We start from the raw sequence: 23,139 nt of genomic DNA on the forward strand, positions 1-23,139 counted from the left end.
ATCCGGCTTCGTCCTCGCCGTCGCGGGGCTCTCCCGCGAGGCGCGGATCGCCGCCGGCGAAGGTGTCGAGACGCTTCAGGCGGGCGGCCGTCCCGCCGCGCTGCGCGACAAGCTCGCCCTCCTGCCCGATGCGCCGTTGCGCGCTGTGATCAGCTTCGGCATCGCCGGCGGCCTCGACCCGAGCCTGTTGCCCGGCGACGTCGTCCTCGGAACGGCGGTGATCGTGGCGGATGGGGCGGCCGACCGGCGCCTGCCCTGCAATCCCGCCATCGTCGCGGCCCACGTGCAGCGGCTCGCGGCGCTCGGCCCGCGTGTGGTTACGGCGGAGGTGGCGGGCGTGGAAGCGGCGGTCCTGACGACCGGCGCGAAGTCCGCCCTGCGCGCCCGCACCGGCGCAGCGATCGTCGACATGGAATCGCACGTGGCGGCGGCGTTCGCGGCGCGGCGCGGCCTGCCCTTCGCGGTGCTGCGCGTGGTGTGCGATCCGGCCGAGCGCGCCCTGCCGGCCTTCGCAGCTTCGGCGCTCAAGCCGAACGGCGATCCCGATATCCTGGGTGTCCTCGCCGCACTGGTGCGGCGCGAGGCCCGGATCCGGGAGCTGGTGCGCCTCGCCCGGGATTCGGGCGAGGCGTTCCGTGGTTTAAGCCGCGCTCGCGCGCTTCTGGGTCTCACGCTTGGTGTCGACGCCTGAGGCTTTGATCTCGGACAGCTTCTGGGCGACGTTCCGGGAGAAGACGTATTCGGCCGGACGCTGGTTCTCGAGGCTGATCTCGGGCGCCATCTTGCCCTCGGTCCTGATGCCGCGAATGGCGTGCAGCACCGGCTTCCAGGGCTTCCGGACCGAATCGACCACCGACGAGGCCTCGTAGCCCGAGTGGACCATGCAGTCGGCACACTTCTCGTAGTTGCCGGTGCCGTACGAATCCCAGTCGGTCTCGTCCATCAATTCCTTGAAGGTCGCGGCATAGCCCTCGCCGAGGAGATAGCAGGGCTTCTGCCAGCCGAAGACCGTCCGCGTCGGGTTGCCCCACGGCGTGCAGTGGTAGGTCTGGTTGCCGGCCAGGAAGTCGAGGAAGAGGCCCGACTGCTGGAAGGTCCACTTTTCGCGGCCCTTCTCCTTTCCGTGGCGGAAGACGCCGCGGAACAGGTTCTTGGTCGCTTGGCGGTTGAGGAAGTGCTGCTGGTCCGGCGCGCGCTCGTAGGCGTAGCCCGGCGAGACGGTGATACCGTCGACGCCCATCTTGGTCACGCTGTCGAAGAAGTCGGCGATCTTGTCCGGCTCGGAATTGTTGAAGAACGTGCAGTTGATCGTCGTGCGGAAGCCCATCTCCTTCGACTTGGCGATCGCCGCGACGGCCTTGTCGTAGACGCCGCGCTGGCAGACCGACTGGTCGTGCATCGACTTGTCGCCATCGAGATGGATCGACCAGGTGAAGTACGGGCTAGGCTTGTAGTCCTTGATCTTCTTCTCGAGCAGCAGCGCGTTCGTGCAGACGATGACGAACTTCTTCTGCGCGATGATGCCCTGCACGATCTGGGGCAGATCCTTGTGCAGGAGCGGCTCGCCGCCCGCGATCACGACCACGGGTGCGCCGCACTCGCGCACGGATTCGAGCGCCTCGTCGACCGGCAGGCGCTTGTTCAGGATCTCGTCCGGGTAATCGATCTTACCGCAGCCGGCACAGGCGAGATTGCAGCGGAACAGCGGTTCCATCATCATGACGAGCGGGTAGCGCTTGCGCCCGGTGAGGTGCTGCTTGACGATGTAGCCGCCGATCTTCGCGACATACCGTATGGGGATTCCCAAGACGCGGCTCCTTGTTGTTGGCCCCGAGATCGAAGGGGCTGCTTAGCGCGAAAAATTTCTGAATTCCAGGGATGTAGCCTGGAACCAATTTGAAGTGGCCGAAAAAGGGCGGTCCTATCCGCGCATCCACGGCCGTCGTGTCCGGTGAGCCACCACGGGCCCGTGAACGCCGGACGGCCAAGGCCCTTCGGAACAGCGACGCCCCCTCTGGAAAACCTCCGATGCGCGGGGGTGAGGATCGAAACGGCGCCGGTCGGTCACAGGTCTCCAACGCAATGCTGCAATGCAATACAGCATTGCCGGGATCCTGGCCTCGCAAAAATCCCGCCGCGTTGCATTCCGGGGCTGGGACCAGTACTTAGCGCGCCACCGAGAGGCATCGTTGCAGACCGGCGAGCCGGCTTTCCCGTCGGCGCGTGTCTGCGATCGGGCATCGTGTGGCCACGGCTCTCGGATCGATTCGGAGGGGCGATCCGCGCCTGCCGGTGGAGACTCCGGCGGTTCGCGCGGGGCAGACGGCGTTCTCGCCGTCCGACTCCGCCAGCGTCGCATGGATCGGATTGAGGCAGGCAGGGTACCGCGTGATCGAACGTCTCGTCGCGTTTTCCGTACAGCGTCGTTGGCTCGTCATCGCCATGATCGCGCTGATCACGGCCGCGAGCGGGGGCGTCGCCGCACACCTGTTCCGCATCAACACCGATGTCGAGCGGCTGATCGAGCCCAGCGTGCCGTGGCGCCAGGACGAGATCCAGTTCGAGAAGGCCTTCCCGCAGCGCTCGAACCTCGTCGTTGCCGTCATCGATGGCCGGACGCCGGAGATCGCGGAGGAAGCCGCCGTCGAACTCGCCAAGGCGCTGGCCGTCCACAAGGACCAGATCGACACGGTCTACCGGCCGGATGGCGGCCCGTTCTTCGACAAGAACGGCCTTCTGCTGATGTCGCAGAAGGAGCTCGAGCAGACCACCGAGAAGCTCATCGAGCAGCAGGGCCTGCTCGGACCGCTCGCGGCCGATCCGTCCCTGCGCGGCATCATGCGCGTGCTCGCCATGGGCGCGAAGGGCGTGAAATCTGGCGACGCCAAGCTCGAGGATCTCGAGCAGCCGATGACCCGGATCGACGACACCCTGAAGACGGTGCTGGCCGGCAACCCGGCCCGGATGTCCTGGCAGGAGCTTCTTGCCGGCGGCAAGTCCGAGACCACGGACAAGCGCAAGTTCGTGATGATTCAGCCGGTGCTCGACTACAACGCGCTCGAGCCCGGCCGCGAGGCCACGAAGCTCATCCGGAACGTCGCCAAGGACCTCAAGATCACCGAGGCCGAAGGTCTGCGCATGCGGCTCACCGGCCCCGTCGCGGTCGCCGACGACGAGTTCGCGACGCTCTCCGACGACGCCTTCCTGAACTATTCGATCACCACCGCCGCCATCGTCCTGTTCCTGTTCCTGGCGCTGCGGTCCGGTCCGCTGGTGGTCGGCGTCCTGATCACCACCTTCGCCGGCCTCATCGTCACGGCGGCTTTGGGCTTGCTGATGGTCGGCGAGCTCAATCCGATCTCGGTGGCCTTCGCGGCGCTCTTCGTCGGGCTCGGCATCGATTTCGGTATCCAGTTCGCCGTGCGCTACCGCGCCGACCGCTACGAGGTCGGCGAGGTCGGCGCGGCGATCCGGGCGGCCGCGCGCGGCGTCGGCGTATCCCTGACGCTCGCAGCGATCTCGCTGATCGCCGGCTTCTTCGCCTTCCTGCCCACCAAGTTCCGCGGCGTCTCCGAGCTGGGCCTGATCGCCGGTGTCGGCATGATCGTCGCCTACCTGTTCGCCCTGACCCTGTTGCCGGCGCTGATCGCGGTGTTCCATCCGCGCGGCGAGAAGCGCGCCGTGGAGACCACCTGGCTCGCGGGCGCCGACCACTGGATCGTCGAGAACCGCAGATACGTGCTGATCGGCGTCGGCCTGATCACGGTCGCGGGCATCCCGCTCCTACTGAAGCTGCCCTTCGATTCGAACCCGATGCATCTGCGCAGCTCGAAGGTCGAATCGATCGCGACCTATCTCGACCTGATCCAGGATCCGGCGACGAGCCCGAACACGGTCGACGTGCTGGCGCCGAATGTCGACGCGGTGCCCGAGCTCTCCGACAGGCTGCTCAAGCTCGCCTCGGTCGCCAAGGTGATCAACATCGACACCTTCGTGCCGCGCGACCAGGACCAGAAGCTCCAGACCATCGCCGAGACGGCGCAGTTGCTCGGGCCGGCACTCAACCCCGGCAAGAAGCAGCCGCCGCCGACGGACGCGGAGAACGTCAAGGCGATCAAGGAGACCGCCGCGGCGCTGAAAAGCGTCGACGACGGCAAGTCGGCCGGCGGAAAGGCCGCGGGCGCCCTCTCCGCGACGCTGGACAAGCTTGCCGCCGCCCCCGTCACGACCCGCGAGGCTGCCTCGGTCGCCCTGACCACCGACCTCAAGACGCTGCTGCGCCGCCTCGGCGGCCTGTTGAACCCCGAGAAGATCACGCTGCAGAACCTGCCGCCGCAGCTCAAGGCCGAGTGGGTGACCGCCGACGGGCGCTCGCGCATCGAGGTCCATCCCAAGGGCGATTCCAACAACGACGAGGTGCTGCGCCGCTTCGCCAAGCAGGTCCAGACGGTGGCCCCGCACGCCACCGGCGCGCCGATCGCGACGACGGAGTCGAGCCACACCATTCTGGGCGCCTTCGTCCAGGCCGGCCTGACCGCGCTCGCGCTGATCTTCATCATCCTCTCGGTGGCGCTCCGCAAACCCTGGGACGTCGCCATGACGCTCGGGCCGCTGGTGCTCGCGACCCTGTGGACGCTGATGACGCTGCACCTCATCGGCATGCCGTTGAACTTCGCCAACATCATCGCCCTGCCGCTGATGCTCGCCGTGGGCGTGGCCTTCCACATCTACTACGTGATCGCCTGGAGGGCCGGCGTCGCCGACATGCTCGCCTCCAGCCTGACGCGGGCGATCTTCTTCTCGGCGCTCACCACTGGCACCGCCTTCGGCTCGCTGGTCTTGTCGAGCCACCCGGGCACCGCCAGCATGGGCAAGCTGCTCGCACTGTCACTGTTCTTCACGCTGATCGCAGCGTTCTTCGTCGTCCCCGCCTTCCTCGGCCCACCGCCGAAGCAGCCGGATGCGAAGCGGCCCGAGGGCGAGGATGCCAGGAAGTCGCCGGCCGTAGACAGGGCGGCGCGGGAGCCGGTGGCGGTGAAGTAGGGACTGACGGGCGACCGTGCCGGTCAATTGCCGGCGAGCTTGGCCTCGATCGCGCCTCGGATCCAGGCATCGCGGCTTTGTCCGGCCTTGGCGGCGGCGGCCGCGATCCGGTCGGACAGGGCCGGTTTGACGGGCAGCGACAGGATGATCGCCGTTTCGGCCTGCGACGGGTCGAGAGAGCCGTAGAGCATGCTGGTCACGTCCGACGCGAAGCGGCGGACGTCTTCCTGCTTCCGGTCGAGCGAGATGCCGTCCTCCCGCGCGACGAGCGGGCAATAGGCGGCGACCGCGTGGTCGACGATGAGGGCCTTGCGCAGACCGGCGGCCTGCAATCGCCCGATCGCCTCGGCCAGCGTCTTGTCCGATGCCGCATCGCGGGCGGGTGCGGTGATCGCCTTGCCGAGCGCCGCGTCGGCCTCTGCCTGAGCAGCTGGTGGCGGACCGCAATCGAGGCCTGCCGCCGACGCCGGTGGGCCGACGATGGCTGCGGCCATCGCGAAAAGCCGAGCGGCCCGGCGCGCGACGACACCGCCGCTCCGATCCGCCTTACGGTCAACGTGCATATGCGGCCCTCTTCGGTGAGTGCGGGCGGAGCCGACATCGGCGATCGCACCGATCGGTCGGTCCCGCCCCGGACGCGGCGAGGCCGCCAGCAAGGGCGGCCCCTGCATTCGCGGGTTCAATGCGTCGAGGGCTTCGCCGTGGCGGACGTCGTCTGGCCCTCCTTGGCCGCCGGGGCCGCCGTTCCCGTCGCGGCCGCGGCTTTCTGCGGAATCGCCGTCGTGTCGACCATGTCGAAGCGCATCCCGTCTTCCGCCTGTTTCAGGATCGCGTTGGCCTCGTAATACTTGCCCTGATCCAAGAGCGTGGCGGCCTGATCGACGTCCGACGTCGTCCTGTCGAGCGGCAGCACGGCCATGGTGAAGTTCACGTCGATGCCGGCGAGCTTCAGCTTCTCGGTGGCGCCCTTCCGGTCGCCCTTCTCCAGGGACTGATTGGCGTCGGCCACCGCCGCGGACTTCTGCGGGGTGGCGATGAAGTCCTCGCCGAGGACCAGCTGCCCGTCGACGGGCAGCCAAGTGACCGGCTTCGTCATGTCGGTGCCCGAGGCCGTGCCCCCGGACTTGGACTGCGCGGCGGCGGGTTTCGCGGCGCCGGGCGGCTTGAGATCGGCTTCGGCCTTCGTGAAGACGCTCTCGTCCGTCTTCGCCGTCGCGAGCGCGGTCCGGGCCTTGCCGACGAGGGTCTTGGCCTGCGCCGGGTCGGCGTCGAAGATCGCGAGCCGCGCCAGATGCATGTCGCGGAAGGCCCCTGCGCCGTCGGAGGACAGCTTCACGGCGTACTGGTCGACCGCCTTCTGCGCCGCACTGCCCGGCTGGACGGTCGGGCTGCTCTGCGATGCAGTGGGCGGCGCCGCGGCTTGATCGGCCGCGTAGGCCGCACCGGCGACGATCGTCGAGGCGGCGAGCAGACTGGCGACGAGATCGAATCTTTTCATGATCGAACCTCCGAGAACGGCCCATCCGGCGGGGCTGTCGGGGTTGCCGGCTGCTCGATGCCCTGGGCTGATGGGCGAACGTTCCACCCGATTCTCAGTTGCGTTAATTCTCTGTAATGATCTGGACATGCTATTGTAAATGAACACAATAACTAAATCTATCGCGTTAATATTGATATCGAAACTATTCTATAAGACATAACTGCAGAATATAAATAGATCAACACTGTCAATGCGTACGTGCTTCCCCGCATTCGGAAAACCGAAAATATCGGTTCGCCGTCAAGTCGGGAAAAAGTCCGAAAACCCACCGCTGGCGGCTCCCGAACGCGCCACAGCCTCCAGCGCCTCCGCCGCGATCAGCGCATCGCGCTCGGCGGCATAGACGTAACCGGGCGCCTCCCCCGCGAAGCCGCCGGCGGTGGCGGGGTGGGTGTAGAGCTCGGTGAGGCCGTCCGGCAGGTGGCGCAGGAGGGCGGCGACGCGGGCGGGCGTCATCGCACCGGACCAGGCGAGCCCGAGGGTGCGGTCGGGGATGAGCAGACCGGCTTGACGGGCGCGCGCGGCAAGCAGGCCGGCCCAGGGGGCGATGTCCAACGCCGGGCGCGGGCGTGCACCGGGTTCGGCGAGGCGGAGTAGCGCGCGCGGCTCCCGCGGCACCCGGATCGCCCTCATGCCGAAGCGCGATCCGATTGCGAGTACGGCCCCGGCGATCAGCGGATGCACGTGAAAGTGCTTGTGGGCGTTGACGTGGTCCAGCGGCAGGCCGGTGGCCCGATAGGCCTCGAACTGCGCCGTGATCTCGGCGGCGAGCTGGCGGCGGGCGGCGGGTTTGGCGGCAAGGTCGAAGCCGAGGCGGCCCATGTCGCGGCGCATCAGGCCCCGGGCATCCACGAGGTCCGGCAGCTGTGCAGGCGGTAGGGTCGGCCATGCCTCGACCAGGACGAGGTGGAGGCCGACCCGCAGGCGCGGCAGGCGCTTCGCCCGCGCCACGGCATCCGCTGCGGCCGGTGCCGAGACCATCAAGCTCGTGGCGGTGAGGATGCCCTCGCGATGCGCCTGCTCGACGGCCTCGTTCACTTCGCGGCTCAGCCCGAAATCGTCGGCCGTCACCACCAGTCGTTTCACGCAGGCTCCTGTCATGGGTGCCGAGAGGGCAAGCCCTCTCGCGGGTCCAGGGCGGAGCCCTGGAGATCGTCGGGGCCTCAGGCCCCGGACCCCGTAAACGAAAACGGCCGGGCTGTGAGGCCCGGCCGCGATATCGAGAGAAGAAAAAGCTCAGGCGGCCTTGGCGGTGCCCTGGCGATCCTTGAGGAAGCGGTAGAACTCGACGCCCTCGCGGAGCCGGCGCTTCATCATGTCGGGCGAGCGGACCATCTCGGAGACGATCGAGGCGATCTTCGGGGCGCGGAAGTAGAACTTCTTGTAGAACTCCTCCACCGCCGCGAAGATCTCCGCATGCGAAAGGTGCGGGTAGTGCAGCGGGGCGATCTGCACGCCGTTCTCATCGACGAGCTCGGCGTTCTCGACGTCGAGCCAGCCGTTCTCGACCGCCTGCTTGTAGAGGAAGGTGCCCGGATAGGGCGCGGCCAGCGAGCACTGGATGGTGTGCGGGTTGATGCGCTTGGCGAAGGCGATCGTCTCCTGGATCGTCTCCTTGGTCTCGCCGGGCAGGCCGACGATGAAGGTGCCGTGGATGGCGATGCCGAGGTCGTGGCAGTCCTTGGTGAACCGCTCGGCCACCTCGACGCGCATGCCCTTCTTGATGTTGTTCAGGATCTGCTGGTTGCCGGATTCGTAGCCGACCAGCAGCAGGCGCAGGCCGTTCTCCTTGAGCACCTTCAGGGTCTCGCGGGGCACGTTCGCCTTGGCATTGCACGACCAGGTCACGCCGAGCTTGCCCAGCTCACGAGCGATCTCTTCGGCGCGCGGCAGGTTGTCGGTGAAGGTGTCGTCGTCGAAGAAGAACTCCTTCGTCTGCGGGAACTCCTTCAGGCAATACTTGATCTCCTCGATCACGTGGGCGACCGAGCGGGTGCGGTAGGTATGCCCGCCGACGGTCTGCGGCCAGAGGCAGAAGGTGCAGCGGCTCTTGCAGCCACGGCCCGAATAGAACGAGATGTAGGGGTGCTTGAGGTACCCGATGAAGTACTTCTCCATCTCGAGGTCGCGCTTGTACACGCTCGTGACGAAGGGAAGCTGATCCATGTCCGTCATGATCTCGCGGTCCTCGTTGTGGACCACGACACGGTTCTCGTCGCGATAGGACAGACCCTTGATCTGCGACATCGGCACGCCGTCGGCGACTTCCTTGACCGTGAAGTCGAACTCGTTGCGGGCACAGAAATCGATGCAGGGCGCCTGGGCCATGGCGCCGGCGGCGTCGACCGCGACCTTGGCGCCGATCAGGCCGGCGATGAGCTTGGGGTTCGCAGCCTTCAAGGCCTCGACCGTCTTCACGTCCGACTTGAAGGACGGCACCGAGGTGTGCAGCACGACGAGGTCGAAGTCGTTGGCCTGGGCCACGATCTCGGCGAGCTTGATGTTGTGCGGGGGCGCGTCGATCAGCTTCGAGTTCGGCACGAGCGCGGCCGGCTGGGCCAGCCAGGTCGGGTACCAGAACGACTTGATCTCGCGCTTGGCCTGGTAGCGCGAACCGGCGCCGCCGTCGAAGCCGTCGAAGGTGGGGGCCTGGAGGAAGAGCGTGCGCATCGAGTAGCGGCCTTCGGGCTCGTGAGGAGTCGTGTGGGTGAGGACGGAGTGCAGGGCGAAAACGGCGATTTGCAGTCCGCGATTCGTTCGTCTGAAGTCTTCGAAGATTAGACGGAAGTCGCGCCGGTTTCCGAACCGATGACGTGCTCCGGGATCAGCGTCCCGTCAGCAACCACACGGTAATCGTGACCTTTCCATGTCACCGCACCCGAGACGAAGCTCCAGGTGAAGTTGATGAAGGACAGCATGTCGCGAATCGGCAACAGCCAGTAGGCGTGCGGGGTCAGGCCGAAGGCGCTCTCAATGCGCAGGCAGAGCAGGATCCGGCAGGCGAGCGCCAGCGCGGCCACCGTCAGCGCGCCCGTGCCGGCGCCGGGAACGAGGGCCGCGATCAGCGCCAGCGGGAAGGCGTGGGTCACGACCGAGCCGGCATAGCCGGCGGGATCGACGTTGCGGATGGTGCGGTTCCAGCGCAGCTCGTGCCGCCACAGGCCGGAGAGCTCGGTGTCGACGCAGGTATGGCCGATGGTGAAGTTCGGGATCGCCACCTCGCCGCCGAGGCCGCGCAGGGCCTCACCGATGGCGTAGTCGTCGGCGAGATCATCCTTGAAAGCGCGGAAACCGCCGATGGCCGTCAGCGAGGCGCGGGTCATCGCGATGGTCGAGCCGAAGCAGGGGTTGGCGAGGCCGAGGGTGGTGCCGACGATGACGTTCGGGGCGAACTGCACGTCGATGGCGAGCGCCGAGAGGTGGGCGAAGACGCCGCGGTTGGCCGGTACGCCGTGATAGAGGCAGGTTACGCCGGTCACGCCCGGCTGCGACAGCTCGGCGACCACGCGCTCCAGGTAGTCCGGCTTCACCACCATGTCGCTGTCGGCGAGCACCACGACGTCGTGGGCGACCCTCTCCGACATGTTGATGAGGTTCGAGACCTTGCGGTTCGCGCCGTGCTGGCTCGGGTCGATCACGAGGTCGAGGCGGAGGGCCGGAAAGGCCTCCCGCAGGCGCTCGACGGTCTGGATCGCCGGATCGGTCGACTTCTGCACGCCGAACACGATCTGCACGCGACCGGCATAATCCTGCCGGCAGAAGCTCTCGAGGTTCGAATAGAGGTTCGGCTCCATGCCGCAGAGCGGCTTCAGGATCGTCACCGAGGGGCGCGCGGCGCCCTCGGGAAGCACCGGCACGGCACGCCGCGCGAAGCGGCCGGCCATGGCGGCGGCCATCAGGGCATAGACGCATCCGGCGACTGCCACGAGCAGCAGCAGGGGGGAGATCCAGGCCGAGAGGCTCGTGAGGTCCATGGCGGCGTTGCTCGGGTCCGGTCGGATGTCGGGTGTCGCCAGGGACGCTTGAAGATCGTCTTGGGCGAGAAGCCTCGGCTGGAAAGCCGTCTCGGTGCGATTCAAGGCTTTGGTTTGGCGGCGAGCATCCCATCGGTGCGCTCGCGCAAATATTTCACGAGTGCGTCCGCACCGCCCTTCTTCAGGGGCTCGCTGAAGCCGGCCCGCATCGAGGCGACCTCGCTGACGGTACCGTTGAGCAGCACGTCCTGGATCTTGTTGTCGGCGTTGACGACGTAGTCGACGTCGGTGTCGTCGCCGTCCTTGGTCGTGATCTTGGAATGGACGATCTTGGTAGCCCCCCGCGCCTCGGCGCCGGGCTTGATGTCGAATTTGCCGCCGGCGGCCTGCGACAGGCGGTTGGCGTAGAGCGTGGTGAAGTAGGTGGTGAAGGCGTCGGTGACCGCGCCCTGCTGCTCGGGCTTCAAAGCCTTCCATTTCGGACCGACGGCGACCGGCACCATGGCCGAGGTGTCGAACACCTCCTTGAAGGTGGGGCCGATCACGTCGATGCGGCTCTTCAGGTCGCTCGATCCGCCCTTCAGCGCCTCCTCGACCTTGGCGTAGAGCTTGGTCACCGAGGCGACGGCAGGATCGTCGGCGGCATGCGCGCCCTGGGGCATGCCGGCCAGCGCGACGGCGCCGGCGACGAGAAAGGCGACGGTGGACAGGCTGCGTCGGGTCAGGCGCACTTTTTCAGCTCTCCGCGCTCGATGTCGACGGGACGGGAATGGACGGGGACGTTCGCGGCGTAGCCGTAGGCGGGAACCCGCGGCGGCGGCTCGAAGCTGCGGCCGATGATCCGGTCGCGAAATCCGTCCTGGTTCGTCTCCGGGGTGGTGACGGGCTGCGCCTCCTTCCTGGCGCGGCCTTCGAGGCGGTGCCAGAGGACGAGGCTCGGCAGGCCGATGGCGAGGTCGGCGGCGCGCTTCACCAGCGAGAGGGCGAGGGCCGCCTCGGTGGGGATGCCGAAGATGGCGCAGAGCGCGATCAGGCCGCCCTCCTGGGCTCCGAGCGCGCCGGGGACCGCGAAGGCGGCGCCGCGCACGGCCTGGGCGAGGCTCTCGATGACGATCGCCTCGAAGAAGCTGACCGGATAGCCCATGAAATGCAGGCAGATGTAGACCTCGAAGGTGCCGATCACCCAGCCGAGGAGATGCACGAACACGGCGTTGCCGAAGCGCGCCCCGTTGCCGTAGAGGCGCTTGAGGTTGGCATAGAGCACGTCGACCGCACCCAGCGCCCGCCATTCGCGGCCGGACGCGAAGCGGGTCAGCGCCGCCTGGATCAGGCGGTGCCCGCTGCGGCGCTGGATCAGGTAGAAGGCGCCGAGCGCCGGGACGGCCAGCGCGAGGCCGCCGGAGACCGCGCGCACCACCGGACCGTCGCCGGCGAGCCAGATCAGGATGCCGAGGCCGGCGATCGTGAAAAGGAGCTGCGTCAGCGCCTGCGTCATCAGGTCGACGAACATCGAGGCGCCGGCGAGGCTGCCGGAGATGCCGCGCTTCGCCAGGAGACGCGCGCCGACGAAGTCGCCGCCGACCTGCGCTACCGGCAGCAGGGTGTTGATGCCCTCGCGGACGAAACGCAGGGTGATGCAGTCCTTCAGGCTCGGGCGCTCACGGCTTGGAAACACGACGAACCAGCCGAGTCCCGCCCAGGCCACGGCCAGGAAGCGGGCGACGATGACGGCGAGCGCACCCCAACCCGCGCTCAGCACGGCGGCCCAGACGTCGGTCAGTCCCGAGGAGAGGAACAGCCCGACGACGGTGCATACGCCTGCGATCAGTGCCAGGGTCGTGAGGTGCTTCATGGCCCTCTTTCCGCTACCGGCGATGGTGCGAGGTGTTGTTGTCTTGCCGCGTTTCCGGCTCAAATCGGCCGTTGGGGGCGATCAGGATCAAGGCAAGTTGCAGCTTTAAGAAGCGCTGTCTATCACCCGGGAGACACACCGAAGGTCAAAGCGGCAGATGGGCAACAGTCCCATAGCAACGACCGCGGACCTTGATCGGAGGGGGATTATCCATGGAACGCGACGCGTCCAACATGGCGGAGAACGCCATGCTCGATGATGCATACACCCGGAACTACGGCGGCCTGCAGGAGCTGCGCTCGGACGTGCCGGCACCGCAGAGCCCGGTCATGGCCTGGAACGAATGGGACCCGCTGGAGGAGGTGATCGTCGGCTCGCTCGACGGCGCCACGATCCCGACCCACCACCTCACCGTGATCTTCAACCTGCCCCGCGCGGCGCAGCCGTTCTATCGCTTCGCTTCGGGCTGGAAGTACCCGAAGTTCATGAAGAAGCTCGCGCAGCAGGAGCTCGACAACTTCATCGGCATCCTCGCAGGCGAAGGCGTGAAGGTGCGCCGGCCCGACACGGTGGATTTCTCGAAGAAGTTCAAGGCGCCGCGCTGGACATCCCGCGGCTTCTGCGTCGCCTGCCCGCGCGACCCCTATCTCGTGATCGGCGACGAGATCATCGAGAGCCCGATGTGCTGGCGCTCGCGCTACTTCGAGGGCGACGCCTACCGTGCGCTGTTCAAGGAATACTTCCGCGCCGGTGCCCGCTGGACGAGCGCGCCGCGGCCTCAGCTCACCGACGACCTCTACAACTACGACTACCGGGTGCCGAACCTGAAGGCCGGCGAGCCGATGCAGTTCACGGTCAACGAGTTCGAGCCGGTCTTTGACGCGGCCGACTTCGTGCGCTGCGGCCGCGACCTGTTCGTGACCCGCTCCAACGTGACGAACCTGATGGGCATCGAGTGGCTGCGCCGCCACCTCGGCTCCGGCTTCCGCATCCACGAGATCGAGAGCCGCTGCCCGCAGCCGATGCACATCGATTCGTCGTTCATGCCGCTGGCGCCGGGCAAAGTCCTGGTGAACCCGGACTACATCGACGTCGAGAAGCTGCCGGCCGTCCTCAAGAAGTGGGACGTGCTGATCGCGCCGCGCCCCGACCCGGTCTCGGGCTTCATGAGCAAGATCTCGATGTGCTCGCCCTGGACCTCGATCAACGTGCTCGCCATCGACGAGAAGAAGATCGTCGTCGACCAGAGCCAGCCGACGCTGATCAAGGCGCTCAAGGATTGGGGCTTCGACCCGATCCCGGCGCCGTTCCTCAGCTACGGCCCGTTCGGCGGTTCGTTCCACTGCGCCACGCTCGACGTGCGCCGCCGCGGCGTGCTGAAGTCGTATTTTTAGGACGTAACCGGCCCACCGGTTCGGGGGTGCGCATCCCCCTCTCCCCGCAAGCGGGGCGAGGGAATGCGCGGCAATCCGGGACGATCGCCCCGGTGGGCGAGTTCAGCGCCTCTCGGCGGCGCGCGGCGCGGTCGGGCTGCGTCGACCCGCGGCTGCGCGCCCGGCGGCAGGCACGGGAGCCGCCGTCGGCGTGGCGACGGGGACAGGCGTCGTCAATTTCGGGATCTCGACGCCGAGGCGCTTCACCGGCCAGCCGTCCGCCCAGCGCTGCATGTCGCTGAAATTCGCATCGGCCTTGAGCTTGGCCCCGTCCTTGCCGGCGAAGGCGGCGGCGGCGGCCATGTCGAAGGTGCGCCAGTAGGCGAGGTAGTCGAGGGCGTCGGCGCGGGCATTGTTGATCTGCTGCACCAGGGTCGACTGCTCGCCGGTGAGCGTCACGTCCGGCGACCACTTGAACGGCGGCGGCTTGAAGTCCTTCGGCTCCGGCGGAACGGTGATCGACGTGCCGTCGTAGGCGGCGTCGATCCCGGCCGGCGAGGACAGCGTCGCGGTCATCGCCGGGAAGCCGTGATCGTCCGAGAGGGCGCGCACCAGGAGCTTGCGATCTCCGCCGACAGCGCTGGCCTCGCGCAGGATGCGGCGGCCGGCCATGTCGGCGGCGCGCGCGTCCTTGTCGCCGATCACCACCAGCATCAGCGTGTCCGCCGGGATCGTCGCGAGATCGTTCAGCGCGATGCCGCGGGATTTCGGGTCGCGGGCGATGCCGCCGGGCATGACGGCGTAGACCAGCTTCGGCGCCGGCAATCCGTCCGCCTGCGCGCCCGCCGCGAGGTTGGCCGCGAGCGGAGCCCCGGCGAGGTGGCCGATCAGCGCCACGCGCTTGAGGTCGGGCTTGGCGTCGGGGTCGGAGCCGAGCGCGTCGAAGGCCGCCTTCAGGACGCTCGTCGCCTTCGCCGTCGCATCCGAAGGCCGTGACTTGTTGAGTTCCTGGAAGCGCGGATACAGCACCAGCCAGCCGTTGCGGGCGAGATGGTCGATCCAGCCGCCATAGGCGCGCGGGTTCGTCGCGCCCCAGGCATGAAGCAGGACTGCGACCGGCCGCCCGTCGGCGGGAGCCGGGCCGGACTTGTAGAAGGCGTAGGTCGAGGAATTCGTGGTGCCGATGCCCCGCTTGACCACCGTGGCGGTCTTGTCGCCAACCCCACCCGGCCCTTCGGCCGGCTGCGTGGGAGGCGCGGCGGACAGCGCTGGTGCGGCCAGTCCCAACGCGAGGATCAGACCCGCGGTCGCGGAACGAAGGACGGTGTTACAGCGCATCAGGAACCTGGCGTTGCGGTTCTCTGCCGAATTCGGCGCGCTCTCCATACCAGATCTCGAGTCCAAGGCGACGCCCGGAGTCTCGATACCGTCGGACCGGTGCAGGCGTGCTACGCGTCGCGCGATGCATCCATCCGGCGCGCGTCGACCGTCTCCGCGAGGTCGCGCAAGCTGCTGGGCAGCTCGGAATCCGTCAGTTCGTCGTAGAGATGCCGAAGGTCATCTCCGATGCGGCCCAGTAGAGCGCTATCGAACGTCCCCTCCGAGGCACGGACGGACGAGGAAAACGGCATTCCGAAATGGTCCGAGACTGTTTTCATGGGGCGCGGGTCACTTGGTCTCCTGCCCCGAAACGAGGGCATGAAACCAAACCAACGGCCCCGTTGCGGGATGTTTCCCCAATCCGGTGGATAAGTTTTTGACGACAGAGGGTGCAGCCCCTGGTTGGGCCGGAGCGCCCTGCCCTTCCGAGCGACGGCGCAAGCCCTTGAAAAGGAGAGACTTTGCCGGGCCGCGTACGCGCGTTTACCGTCTACTTTCGCACTATTCGTCGCTCGCGGCGTCGTGATGCCGGGCGGCGTCCTCGAGCCACGCCAGGATCTCCGGCGCGCGCCAGGGCTTCGGAATGAAGGTTGCGGAAATCCTGAGATCGCTCGGCTGGTCGGTGGCATCGCCCGAGGTCAACAGGATGCGGATGCGTGGCCAGGTCACCCCAATGATGCGGGCGAGCTCGAACCCGCCGATCGTGCCGGGCGTGCGCACATCGGAGAACACCACGGCGACATCCTCGCCGCGCTCGTTGAGGATCGCGAGCGCACGCTCCGCCGTCTCGGCCTCGATCACCTCGAAGCCGGTCTCGTCGAGCATCTCCGACGCGAGGAAACGCTCGTCCGGCTCGTCCTCGACGACGAGGATGACGGGCTTCTTGCCCGTCGGTCGCACGTCACTCATTACCTGACTCACGGCCGTGATGATCCATCGCGCCGAACGCATGGAGGCGATCGCCGCCTCGCAACGGCGTTCGATGCGCTGCAACGATAGAGTTCTACCGCGCCGCGTCTGTGCCGTGGGGGCAACAACGTTGGATTTATTCTTGACAGCCGGGGCGGCAACCGTCTGCAGCATCCGATTCAGCCGATGCCGTGCTGTTTGGGGGACGCCGGTGCCGGCGTCGAGCCGCCCTGCCCTGGCGGACACTCGAACCGGAATCGGAAGCAGGAGGACGCCGATCCGGCGTCCTCCTGCTTCGGGTTGGACCTCGATCCGTTGCAGACGACCTATCGAAGGCCGCCTTCTGTAGAGTCAGGCATAAAATGGGTTCTACGTAGATCGCAAGCTATTGAATCTACGTGCATATTTTTGACGTCGCTCGCGGAAAACAACGAAAGATGGGGTATTCCTCAGGCATAAGATGCTGAGACGGAACGATCTCACTGCATATTGAAGCGTCTGGCGCCGAAGCGAAGGCATGAAAAAGCCCTCGCGGCTTTCTTCCGCGAGGGCTCGAATGCGTTGCCGTCGAGGTGCGTCAGAGACGCTGAAGATCCGATCTTCGGTAGAAGGCCGCGCCCACTTCCTCGCGTCTGATCGCCGGTTCGACACCGATCGCGGTCAGCCGCTTCTGGATCTTGAGGAAATGGATTCCTGTCGTCTCCATCGCTTCGAATAGCGTCGCGTATTCCTGGCGGAACTCATCGAACACGGTTTGCCCGACCACTCGGATGGGGCAGCGATTCAGCGGACTGACGATCTCCTCGGTTCTCAGATATCCGAGGTCGATGAGGCTCCGTACGACCTTCGTGTTCGTGCGCATCGTCGTCTCGATGGTCTTGGCGGTCAGCCATCCATCCATCGACCCACGCAAGACCGAACGGATCTCGGACACGCGCACGAGGAGCGCTGCGAACCCACGTTCGCTCGTGCGTCGACCGACCCATGAGAGCTTTCGGTCGAGCACCAGGCGGACGATCTCGATCGTGCTGCAGCAGACCCGCTTCACCGCCTTCTTGACGTCGGCCATATCCTCGTCCGGATCTTCGACCGGAACGGCATCGACGAACATGCGCTCGAGAAAGGCGTCGAGATCACGCCGCCTGAACAGGTGGTCGAGATCCGGCCGCTTCGGAAACATGGGCGCGACGAGGCCGGAATCGACCAGGAGCTTCGTCTGAACGCGCCCGGCGCCGAGATATGGCTCGATCTCGGTCATGAAGAGACCGTCGACGGCGTCCGTCAGGATCTGCGCCGCCGCAGCAGCGTCGAAGGTCGCGTTGCCGTACGGGAGCTCCATCTGCTCGTTCGTCAAGACGCCGGCGGCATGCAGGACCTTGCGAAGACGCTTGGGGTGGACCTCGATCTCCTGGGAGGCCGAACGGACGGAATGCAGGACGCGCCGCTCGATCGGCTTTCCGAAGATGATGTCGCCGGGGCCGAAGGGCATGTGCTCGATCATGAAGTCCGAGACGAGATCGCGGACGACGTCGAAATCAGGATGCGGCACGCCGAAAGCCAGGAAAGTGAAGAATCGCCCGAGCACGGCTTGCGGACCTTCGGTCGCGCTGCGCGAGTACGGATAGGTCCGTAGGAGGTCCTTCATGAACTCCCGGATCCCGGCCTCGCCGCGGCATGCGATGCGGAAACCGCTTTCTCCGGCATCCGCCCACTCGCTCTCCGAGAGCTTGTTCGCACGCACCTCCCGTCCGAAGCGATCGACCGTTCCGATCGTTTCACAGATCGCCATGCCGACATGGAGCGGCAGCCCATCGAGCCATGGCGCATTCCCGACCGCCCCCGCGAGCCTGCCGAGAACGTAGAGCTCGAGGCCGGAGGCGGATCGACGCGTAGCGCGGTCCGCCATCGCTCCGAGATCTGGTAGCAGCGGCTTCATGACCTGCGCGAAATCGTGGGTCTTCGACGGCGGCGTGATCGGGCCGGCGTCGAAGATTTCCATGCCGTGGAGGGGACAGGTGCGGATCGAAGCGATCGACCAGATCGTCCGGCCGTAGGCCGCCGCCTCCGGCTTCGATGCGCCGGAGCAGTCGTCGAGGAGACATGCCGGGCAGAAACGCAGGGACGTCCTGACAAGACTGCTCTTCGAGAAGCGTTCGCCCCGAAAGAGGTGCCCCTCGGGGACGCGACGGAACGCGTCGGCGGCAAGCATGGCCGGATCGGCTCCGGACAGGTCGGCGAGAGCCGTCAAGGCGCCCGGTTGTCCGTCGACAACCTTTCCGAAATCGATCCCCATGTCGGTGCAGAACGTCCTCGCACCGGCATCTTCGGTCAGGTGTAGTTGCGCCAACCGCGAGGCGAGGGAGGTCGGAGCCTCCCCCGCCAGATGCGGCAGCGTGGGATGCAGCCGCTTGCCGGTCATTTCGTCTTACCCTGCTTCCCGGCCGGCTTCTTCGGCTTGCGGACTGCCGGCGGCGCCGATTTCGACGCCTTCGGGTTCGTCGGCTCGATATCTGCACGGGGACGATCCAGAACCTGCTGGGGATCCGTTTCCCGCCACCCGACCGCGAGGAAGGGGTTCGAGGAGTTCGGGCACCCGCTTCGGGACCTGTAGACCTCGGCGAAATGGCTCGGACGAAGCTTGCCGCTACCTTCGAGGAACGCCTCCTCGATCGCGTCGCACGCGATCTCCATCGTGATGCCGAGGGCATAGTTGGCACCGTGGATCAGGCGAGCGGCGAGATCCTCGACGACCGTGTGCTCGAGCTTGAGCGGAGTGAGCTCGATCAGATCCTCCAGGGTGTCCGCGATCAAGTCGACGTCGCCTTCGATCGACAACCGCTTGAGCTCTACGAACTTGCAGCGCCTGCGGACTTGGCCGTCGGTGCGCAGGAAGTCCGCGAGCTCGCAGGTTCCCGACAAGACGAGCAGCATCGGCTTTTCGCGGCCCTGGATCAGACTCTTGATGGTGTTGAGGATGCGCTTCTTCTGGTCGACGTTGGCCGTCTGGGTGACGTGCTGCATCTCGTCGATATGGACGATCCGCACGCCCTGCGCGTCGATGCGACGTCGGACATCCTCCCAGATCAGATGCTCCTTCCTGTCGCGCTGGATGGGGTAGCCGAGTTCGGGAAGCATCTTGCGACCGAGCTGCATCAAGGTGCAGGGCGAAGGCGCGACGACCGAGACGAGCACCTCTTCGACGATCTCGCGACGCTGCCTGAACAGTCTCTTGAGCGAACGGGACTTGCCGGCGCCGGTCTCTCCGATGAGGACCAGGATCCTCCCCTCGGGCCTGTCGGCCTCTTCGTCCGCGTCGAGATCGTCGTCGTCGTCGTCGTAGTCGTCGTCCGCGAGTTGATCGCCCTCGGCGTTCCGGGCGTCGGAGTTCCGCGCCGGGATCTCGATGTCGGGACCGGGCACCAGTCCCATGACGCCAAGAAGACGGTCGAACGTTTTCGCGAGCAGGTCGTACGCGGGCGGCGGCAGGAACATCCGCCGCACGCGGCGCAACAGCTTGTTGATCGGGATCGAATTAGCCGGGCGGTCGGCCGGCTCGTCCGGGGGAAGAGCGACTTCGCTACTCACTTCACTTCTCCAGTTTCACGGTGGTACGCCTCCGGCGGGGGCCGGCGGGCTCGGTTGCATCCGGGACGGGCGCGCTTCGGGCCTCTTCGGCCTCCGGCGCCGCCGAACGGTCCGGCACGCATGGGGGAATGGGTGTGGACCCGGTCGGCAGGTCTGCGGCCGGAACATCGGCTGCGGAGGTCGGGCGGAGCGCCGGGACGGACGAGGAGCCGGCCACGACGCGAGAAGCTCCGACGGCGAAACTGAGAGACCCCGGTAGTGCGAAGGTCGAGGGCAGCGTCCCCGTCCGCGAGGACTGCGACGGCAAGGCGGTCGGCATCACAGAGGCGAGCCCCGGAAAGTCTTCCGACGCCGGGACCGCAAAACCGATACTAAGCTTGCCTTCGTAGTGCTCAATCCGATCGCAATCGTATTCGATTCCCTTGAGGTCCGCGATCTCGACGGCTCTGCGATGCGTCCTCTGAATTTCTTCGATCGTCTTCAAGATGATCGGCAGACGCATCTGCGCGACGTCTTCGTACCTGCGGGACAGCTCTTCCGAGGCCTGGATCCAGTCGTCCAGCCGGCGCCCTTCCATGAAGCGCGTCCTGCACGGGACCGTAATGAAGCCGACGCTGTCCGGATCCAGGCGGACCGAGATCGCACCCAGATTGTACGGGTCGACCTTCACCTCCGCCTCGGTGTCGCCTTTGCGACGGCACCAGGCCTGGAGCTCTTCTGAGCTGTAGTCCAAACCCAGGACGCGGATGCCCGTCATACGGGTGGGTCGCTTCAAGTCGATCCCGAAGCTGATCCGCATCCGGCAGGGATCCGGAGCGGGCATCGGCGGGAGCAACTTCGTCAACCGCACCCATGCATCGCGCGGCGTCTCGCCACCGAGGCCGGCGTGCTTCTTGTGGTGATAGATGTCGACGCACCAGCGGACGAGCAGATGCGAAAACTGCTCGACGGTCAGCACCGCCCGAAGCTGAGCCGGATAGTCGCCGAGTGCCGCGATACTGCCGCCCGTATTACCTTCGAACCGCTTCAACAATCCTTCCAGGACGGTCCTGAAGAACCGCTCGATGAAGGCGCGCAACTGCGGCTGCGCTGCCGGAGGATTGAAAACGTCGGCAAGCAGGGAGACCGCGCGGAACTGAAACCAAGACTTGACGAAGGCCGACCCCTGATCGGTCGTCAGCATCCACGGCGGCCCGCACTGGTCCCAGGGACTGAGAGCGCCAGCCGCCCGACCGATGCCGGTCTTGTCGTAGAAGACCATGCGCAGCGTATCGAGCGCGACCTGAGAGCTCTCGCTTCGCGCCAGCTTCATTCCGAGGATGCAACGAGACGCGACGTCTATCGCTACGCAGAGGTACCAGCGATTACGCTCGATCTGGATCCGGAGCTTGGGAGATAGATGCTTCCAGACTTCAGTATCTACGAGCAGAAGGTGTAGATCGACATTGTAATAATCCATCTCCACACGCTCGAGAGCGTAATGGACGTCCAGACCTGCGCCGATCAGCTTGCGTTTACGGTGGGCGGCTTCGTGCCCGAGGCGCGCGTAATCGACCTCCCAATCGTCGAGCTTGGCGATCTCCAGACAAAATCGGGAGAAGGAAGGCAGATGATCAAGAGGGCGACCCTCGTCGCGAAAGCGATTGTTGAGTGCATTGAAGGCAACCTTGAAGTCGTCATAGACGTTTCGTCTGTTCGGACAGTGTGGTCGGCAGTATTGGTGAGCATAATCCTCTAGGAGCGTGTACGTTTCGGGAGAGAACCGACCATTGTGATTGCCCGATCTGTTTCGACCATCCCGCAGCTCGACGAAGTCCCAGTCGGCTGCTTCCAGCTTTTCGATCCAGCTTTGCAGAGTGCTGCCGTTCAGAGCGGCATCGAAGTTGTTGCGGCAGCCACGCTTCTTCGGGGGCGGGGAAGGATCGTTGACATTGCGATTGGGCTTCTGCTTCAGAAGGCCGAGCGTCGCAGATATCAGTTCCGCGGCACGCTTGAATCCATCTGCGGTACGCGATATTTTTTTATTGTAGTATAGCTTGTAATACTCCGTGATGCATTCAATTTTAAATTCGATATCGTTTTGGTCTTTCAATGGTAGATGTGAAATGGAAATTGGATGTTTGCGGGCACGTTCGACCACGCTGCGTGGGCGAAAGTAATCGTCTTCGCGCCTGAAGGTCGAAGTAAGGGCTTCCGCGTTGTAAACCGTATGCGTGACGAGCATCGTCACGTCCGGATCGTGGACCTTTTTTAACTTGTGACCCTTTGCTGAAGTCCTGACGAGCCGCCATACGTCGCCCCAGGCGTGGATACGGGCACCGTCGTCGATCGGCGTGATCGCGGCGAGCGGATTGCGGGCGGCCATCAGATCACGCGCTGCGGATGTTCGAACCGAGCAGCCGCGAGAAAGACACGGCTCCCGTAACCGATGCGACCCTCCTCGAAGACGACGAGCCAACCGCGATCGATGAGGCGCAGGGCGGCAACGAAGGCCACGCCGCCGAGACCGCTTGCGGCGACGAGTTCTTCGATCGTGCTCGTCGCTCCGGCGCTGGCCAGCAGATCGAGGACGACGTCTTCCGCCGCGAGTGGAGGGCAGCGGCGAACGTAGCGGAGCAGCTTCGCGTTCGCGACCGTATCCGGATGGAGCCCCACCTCGGTCAGCAACAGGACCTCGTCCGCATGATCCGCGCACAGCTGCGACGCGATCAGCTTCATCGTCGAATCCCAGAAGCCGCGTTCGACGAATATGAGCGGCTTCACCTGAATATAGATGCGCCTTGAATCGGCAGTTACTATGAAGAAATCGAACGTATGTTCGCGCTCGATACCGTCGATATCGTAGAAACAGATCGGCTCCGGCTGTTCGACCATGTATTCCGGCCGCAACAATCCGTCGATGACGATGGCCCAGTTGTATTCGAGGCCGCTCTCTACGCTGATAATGCGGTAGGCGCCTTCGGAAGTGATCGGGAGGGTGGCACGGGCCGAGCCTTTCGAGCGCGGCGCGACGTGACGAGCTGCGAGGCTTTCTCCCGGGTCGTTCCAGTACGCCGGTTCGAAGGCGGGGAGGTATGGCGGCAGCTCGAGGAGCGCTGTTTCGAGGTCCGCAGGCCAACTCACCTTACGGAGTTCTCGACCAGCGAGATTCTCCGAGGTCGGTGCAGCTTCCGTGGCCGATAGCCTGATCGACACAATACTTCTCCATGACCAGGCGCGCGTTAACCAGCGCAGCCGAATGCCTCGACACGGACCTGGAAGGCCCGAATTGCGTGTTGCGAGGGGAGTCCGGAGGTGCGATACCGATGTGGTCCGCGATGCGGACACGACTCGGCGGTCGCCCGGGCCCAAAGGCCCGTTCGTCGACCTACGGTTGCCCCGGTAGCAGGATCGTTCGGCGCAGTTTGTCGCTGTCGGGCCGAATGATCCTCTGGGTACTCTTGAAAGTGTGCGGCCCTGCAAGGCCGTGCACTTTCAGAAGAG

At 65.9% G+C, this 23,139-nt stretch carries 18 protein-coding genes; 3 read left to right on the forward strand and 15 right to left on the reverse strand.

Going from position 1 to position 23,139, the window contains the following annotated elements:
- The coding region (locus MHA02_RS20600; protein WP_244612434.1) for a phosphorylase family protein at nt 1-691 on the forward strand (691 nt) is incomplete at its 5' end.
- On the opposite strand, the gene hpnH is transcribed toward MHA02_RS20600, so the two are convergent.
- The gene (gene hpnH / locus MHA02_RS20605; protein WP_147082275.1) at nt 641-1,807 is read right to left on the reverse strand and encodes an adenosyl-hopene transferase HpnH; all 1,167 of its coding nucleotides are present in this window, start codon (nt 1,805-1,807) and stop codon (nt 641-643) included. The two genes, MHA02_RS20600 and hpnH, sit on opposite strands and share 51 nt — an antisense overlap.
- A 581-nt stretch (nt 1,808-2,388) precedes the next feature.
- Here hpnH and MHA02_RS20610 point away from each other — a divergent pair.
- Nucleotides 2,389-5,043, forward strand: coding sequence for an MMPL family transporter (locus MHA02_RS20610; RefSeq protein WP_147082277.1), 2,655 nt, complete (start codon nt 2,389-2,391; stop codon nt 5,041-5,043).
- A 23-nt stretch (nt 5,044-5,066) separates the two neighbouring features.
- Here the strand turns inward: MHA02_RS20610 and MHA02_RS20615 are convergent, their stop codons facing one another.
- The 7 genes from MHA02_RS20615 to MHA02_RS20645 form a co-directional block, all read right to left on the reverse strand.
- Nucleotides 5,067-5,537 carry a hypothetical protein gene (locus MHA02_RS20615; RefSeq protein ID WP_174804698.1) on the reverse strand — a complete coding sequence of 157 codons (471 nt, stop codon included), beginning with the start codon at nt 5,535-5,537 and terminating at the stop codon, nt 5,067-5,069.
- Between the two features lie 185 nt (nt 5,538-5,722).
- Nucleotides 5,723-6,541 carry a YfdX family protein gene (locus tag MHA02_RS20620; protein ID WP_147082281.1) on the reverse strand — a complete coding sequence of 273 codons (819 nt, stop codon included), beginning with the start codon at nt 6,539-6,541 and terminating at the stop codon, nt 5,723-5,725.
- A gap of 282 nt (nt 6,542-6,823) precedes the next feature.
- Nucleotides 6,824-7,669 (reverse strand): hopanoid biosynthesis-associated protein HpnK, encoded by an 846-nt coding sequence (gene hpnK, locus MHA02_RS20625; RefSeq protein ID WP_147082283.1) that lies wholly within the window; start codon nt 7,667-7,669, stop codon nt 6,824-6,826.
- A 150-nt stretch (nt 7,670-7,819) separates the two neighbouring features.
- A complete protein-coding gene (gene hpnJ, locus MHA02_RS20630) occupies nt 7,820-9,253 on the reverse strand; it encodes a hopanoid biosynthesis associated radical SAM protein HpnJ (protein ID WP_147082285.1) in 1,434 nt (477 codons plus the stop codon).
- A 107-nt stretch (nt 9,254-9,360) separates the two neighbouring features.
- Nucleotides 9,361-10,557, reverse strand: coding sequence for a bacteriohopanetetrol glucosamine biosynthesis glycosyltransferase HpnI (gene hpnI, locus MHA02_RS20635; protein ID WP_147082287.1), 1,197 nt, complete (start codon nt 10,555-10,557; stop codon nt 9,361-9,363).
- A 101-nt stretch (nt 10,558-10,658) separates the two neighbouring features.
- Nucleotides 10,659-11,288 (reverse strand): MlaC/ttg2D family ABC transporter substrate-binding protein, encoded by a 630-nt coding sequence (locus MHA02_RS20640; RefSeq protein WP_238180438.1) that lies wholly within the window; start codon nt 11,286-11,288, stop codon nt 10,659-10,661.
- Nucleotides 11,279-12,409, reverse strand: a complete 1,131-nt coding sequence (locus MHA02_RS20645) for an HpnL family protein (protein WP_147082289.1) — start codon at nt 12,407-12,409, stop codon at nt 11,279-11,281. The genes MHA02_RS20640 and MHA02_RS20645 overlap by 10 nt, the downstream gene beginning before the upstream one ends.
- A 248-nt stretch (nt 12,410-12,657) precedes the next feature.
- On the opposite strand from MHA02_RS20645, the gene MHA02_RS20650 reads away from it, so the two are divergent.
- Nucleotides 12,658-13,803, forward strand: a complete 1,146-nt coding sequence (locus MHA02_RS20650) for an amidinotransferase (RefSeq protein WP_373318393.1) — start codon at nt 12,658-12,660, stop codon at nt 13,801-13,803.
- Nucleotides 13,804-13,905: 102 nt separating this feature from the next.
- Here MHA02_RS20650 and MHA02_RS20655 read toward each other — a convergent pair whose 3' ends face one another.
- The 7 genes from MHA02_RS20655 to MHA02_RS20680 form a co-directional block, all read right to left on the reverse strand.
- Nucleotides 13,906-15,120, reverse strand: coding sequence for an alpha/beta hydrolase family protein (locus MHA02_RS20655; protein ID WP_147082317.1), 1,215 nt, complete (start codon nt 15,118-15,120; stop codon nt 13,906-13,908).
- Between the two features lie 110 nt (nt 15,121-15,230).
- Nucleotides 15,231-15,440, reverse strand: a complete 210-nt coding sequence (locus MHA02_RS22315) for a hypothetical protein (protein WP_170249383.1) — start codon at nt 15,438-15,440, stop codon at nt 15,231-15,233.
- A gap of 223 nt (nt 15,441-15,663) precedes the next feature.
- Nucleotides 15,664-16,071 carry a response regulator gene (locus tag MHA02_RS20660; protein WP_147082319.1) on the reverse strand — a complete coding sequence of 136 codons (408 nt, stop codon included), beginning with the start codon at nt 16,069-16,071 and terminating at the stop codon, nt 15,664-15,666.
- 577 nt (nt 16,072-16,648) lie between these two features.
- Nucleotides 16,649-18,490, reverse strand: coding sequence for a TniQ family protein (locus MHA02_RS20665; RefSeq protein WP_147082293.1), 1,842 nt, complete (start codon nt 18,488-18,490; stop codon nt 16,649-16,651).
- On the reverse strand, nt 18,487-19,656 hold the full coding sequence (locus MHA02_RS20670; protein WP_147082295.1) for an ATP-binding protein: 1,170 nt from the start codon (nt 19,654-19,656) through the stop codon (nt 18,487-18,489). The genes MHA02_RS20665 and MHA02_RS20670 overlap by 4 nt, the downstream gene beginning before the upstream one ends.
- A 1-nt stretch (nt 19,657) precedes the next feature.
- The gene (locus MHA02_RS20675; protein ID WP_147082297.1) at nt 19,658-22,021 is read right to left on the reverse strand and encodes a TnsB C-terminal domain-containing protein; all 2,364 of its coding nucleotides are present in this window, start codon (nt 22,019-22,021) and stop codon (nt 19,658-19,660) included.
- Nucleotides 22,021-22,779: a hypothetical protein gene (locus MHA02_RS20680; RefSeq protein WP_147082299.1), complete on the reverse strand. Its 759-nt coding sequence runs from the start codon at nt 22,777-22,779 to the stop codon at nt 22,021-22,023. The genes MHA02_RS20675 and MHA02_RS20680 overlap by 1 nt, the downstream gene beginning before the upstream one ends.
- Between the last annotated feature and the right edge of the window lie 360 nt (nt 22,780-23,139).

The organism is Methylobacterium haplocladii, assembly GCF_007992175.1.
GTDB lineage: Bacteria > Pseudomonadota > Alphaproteobacteria > Rhizobiales > Beijerinckiaceae > Methylobacterium > Methylobacterium haplocladii.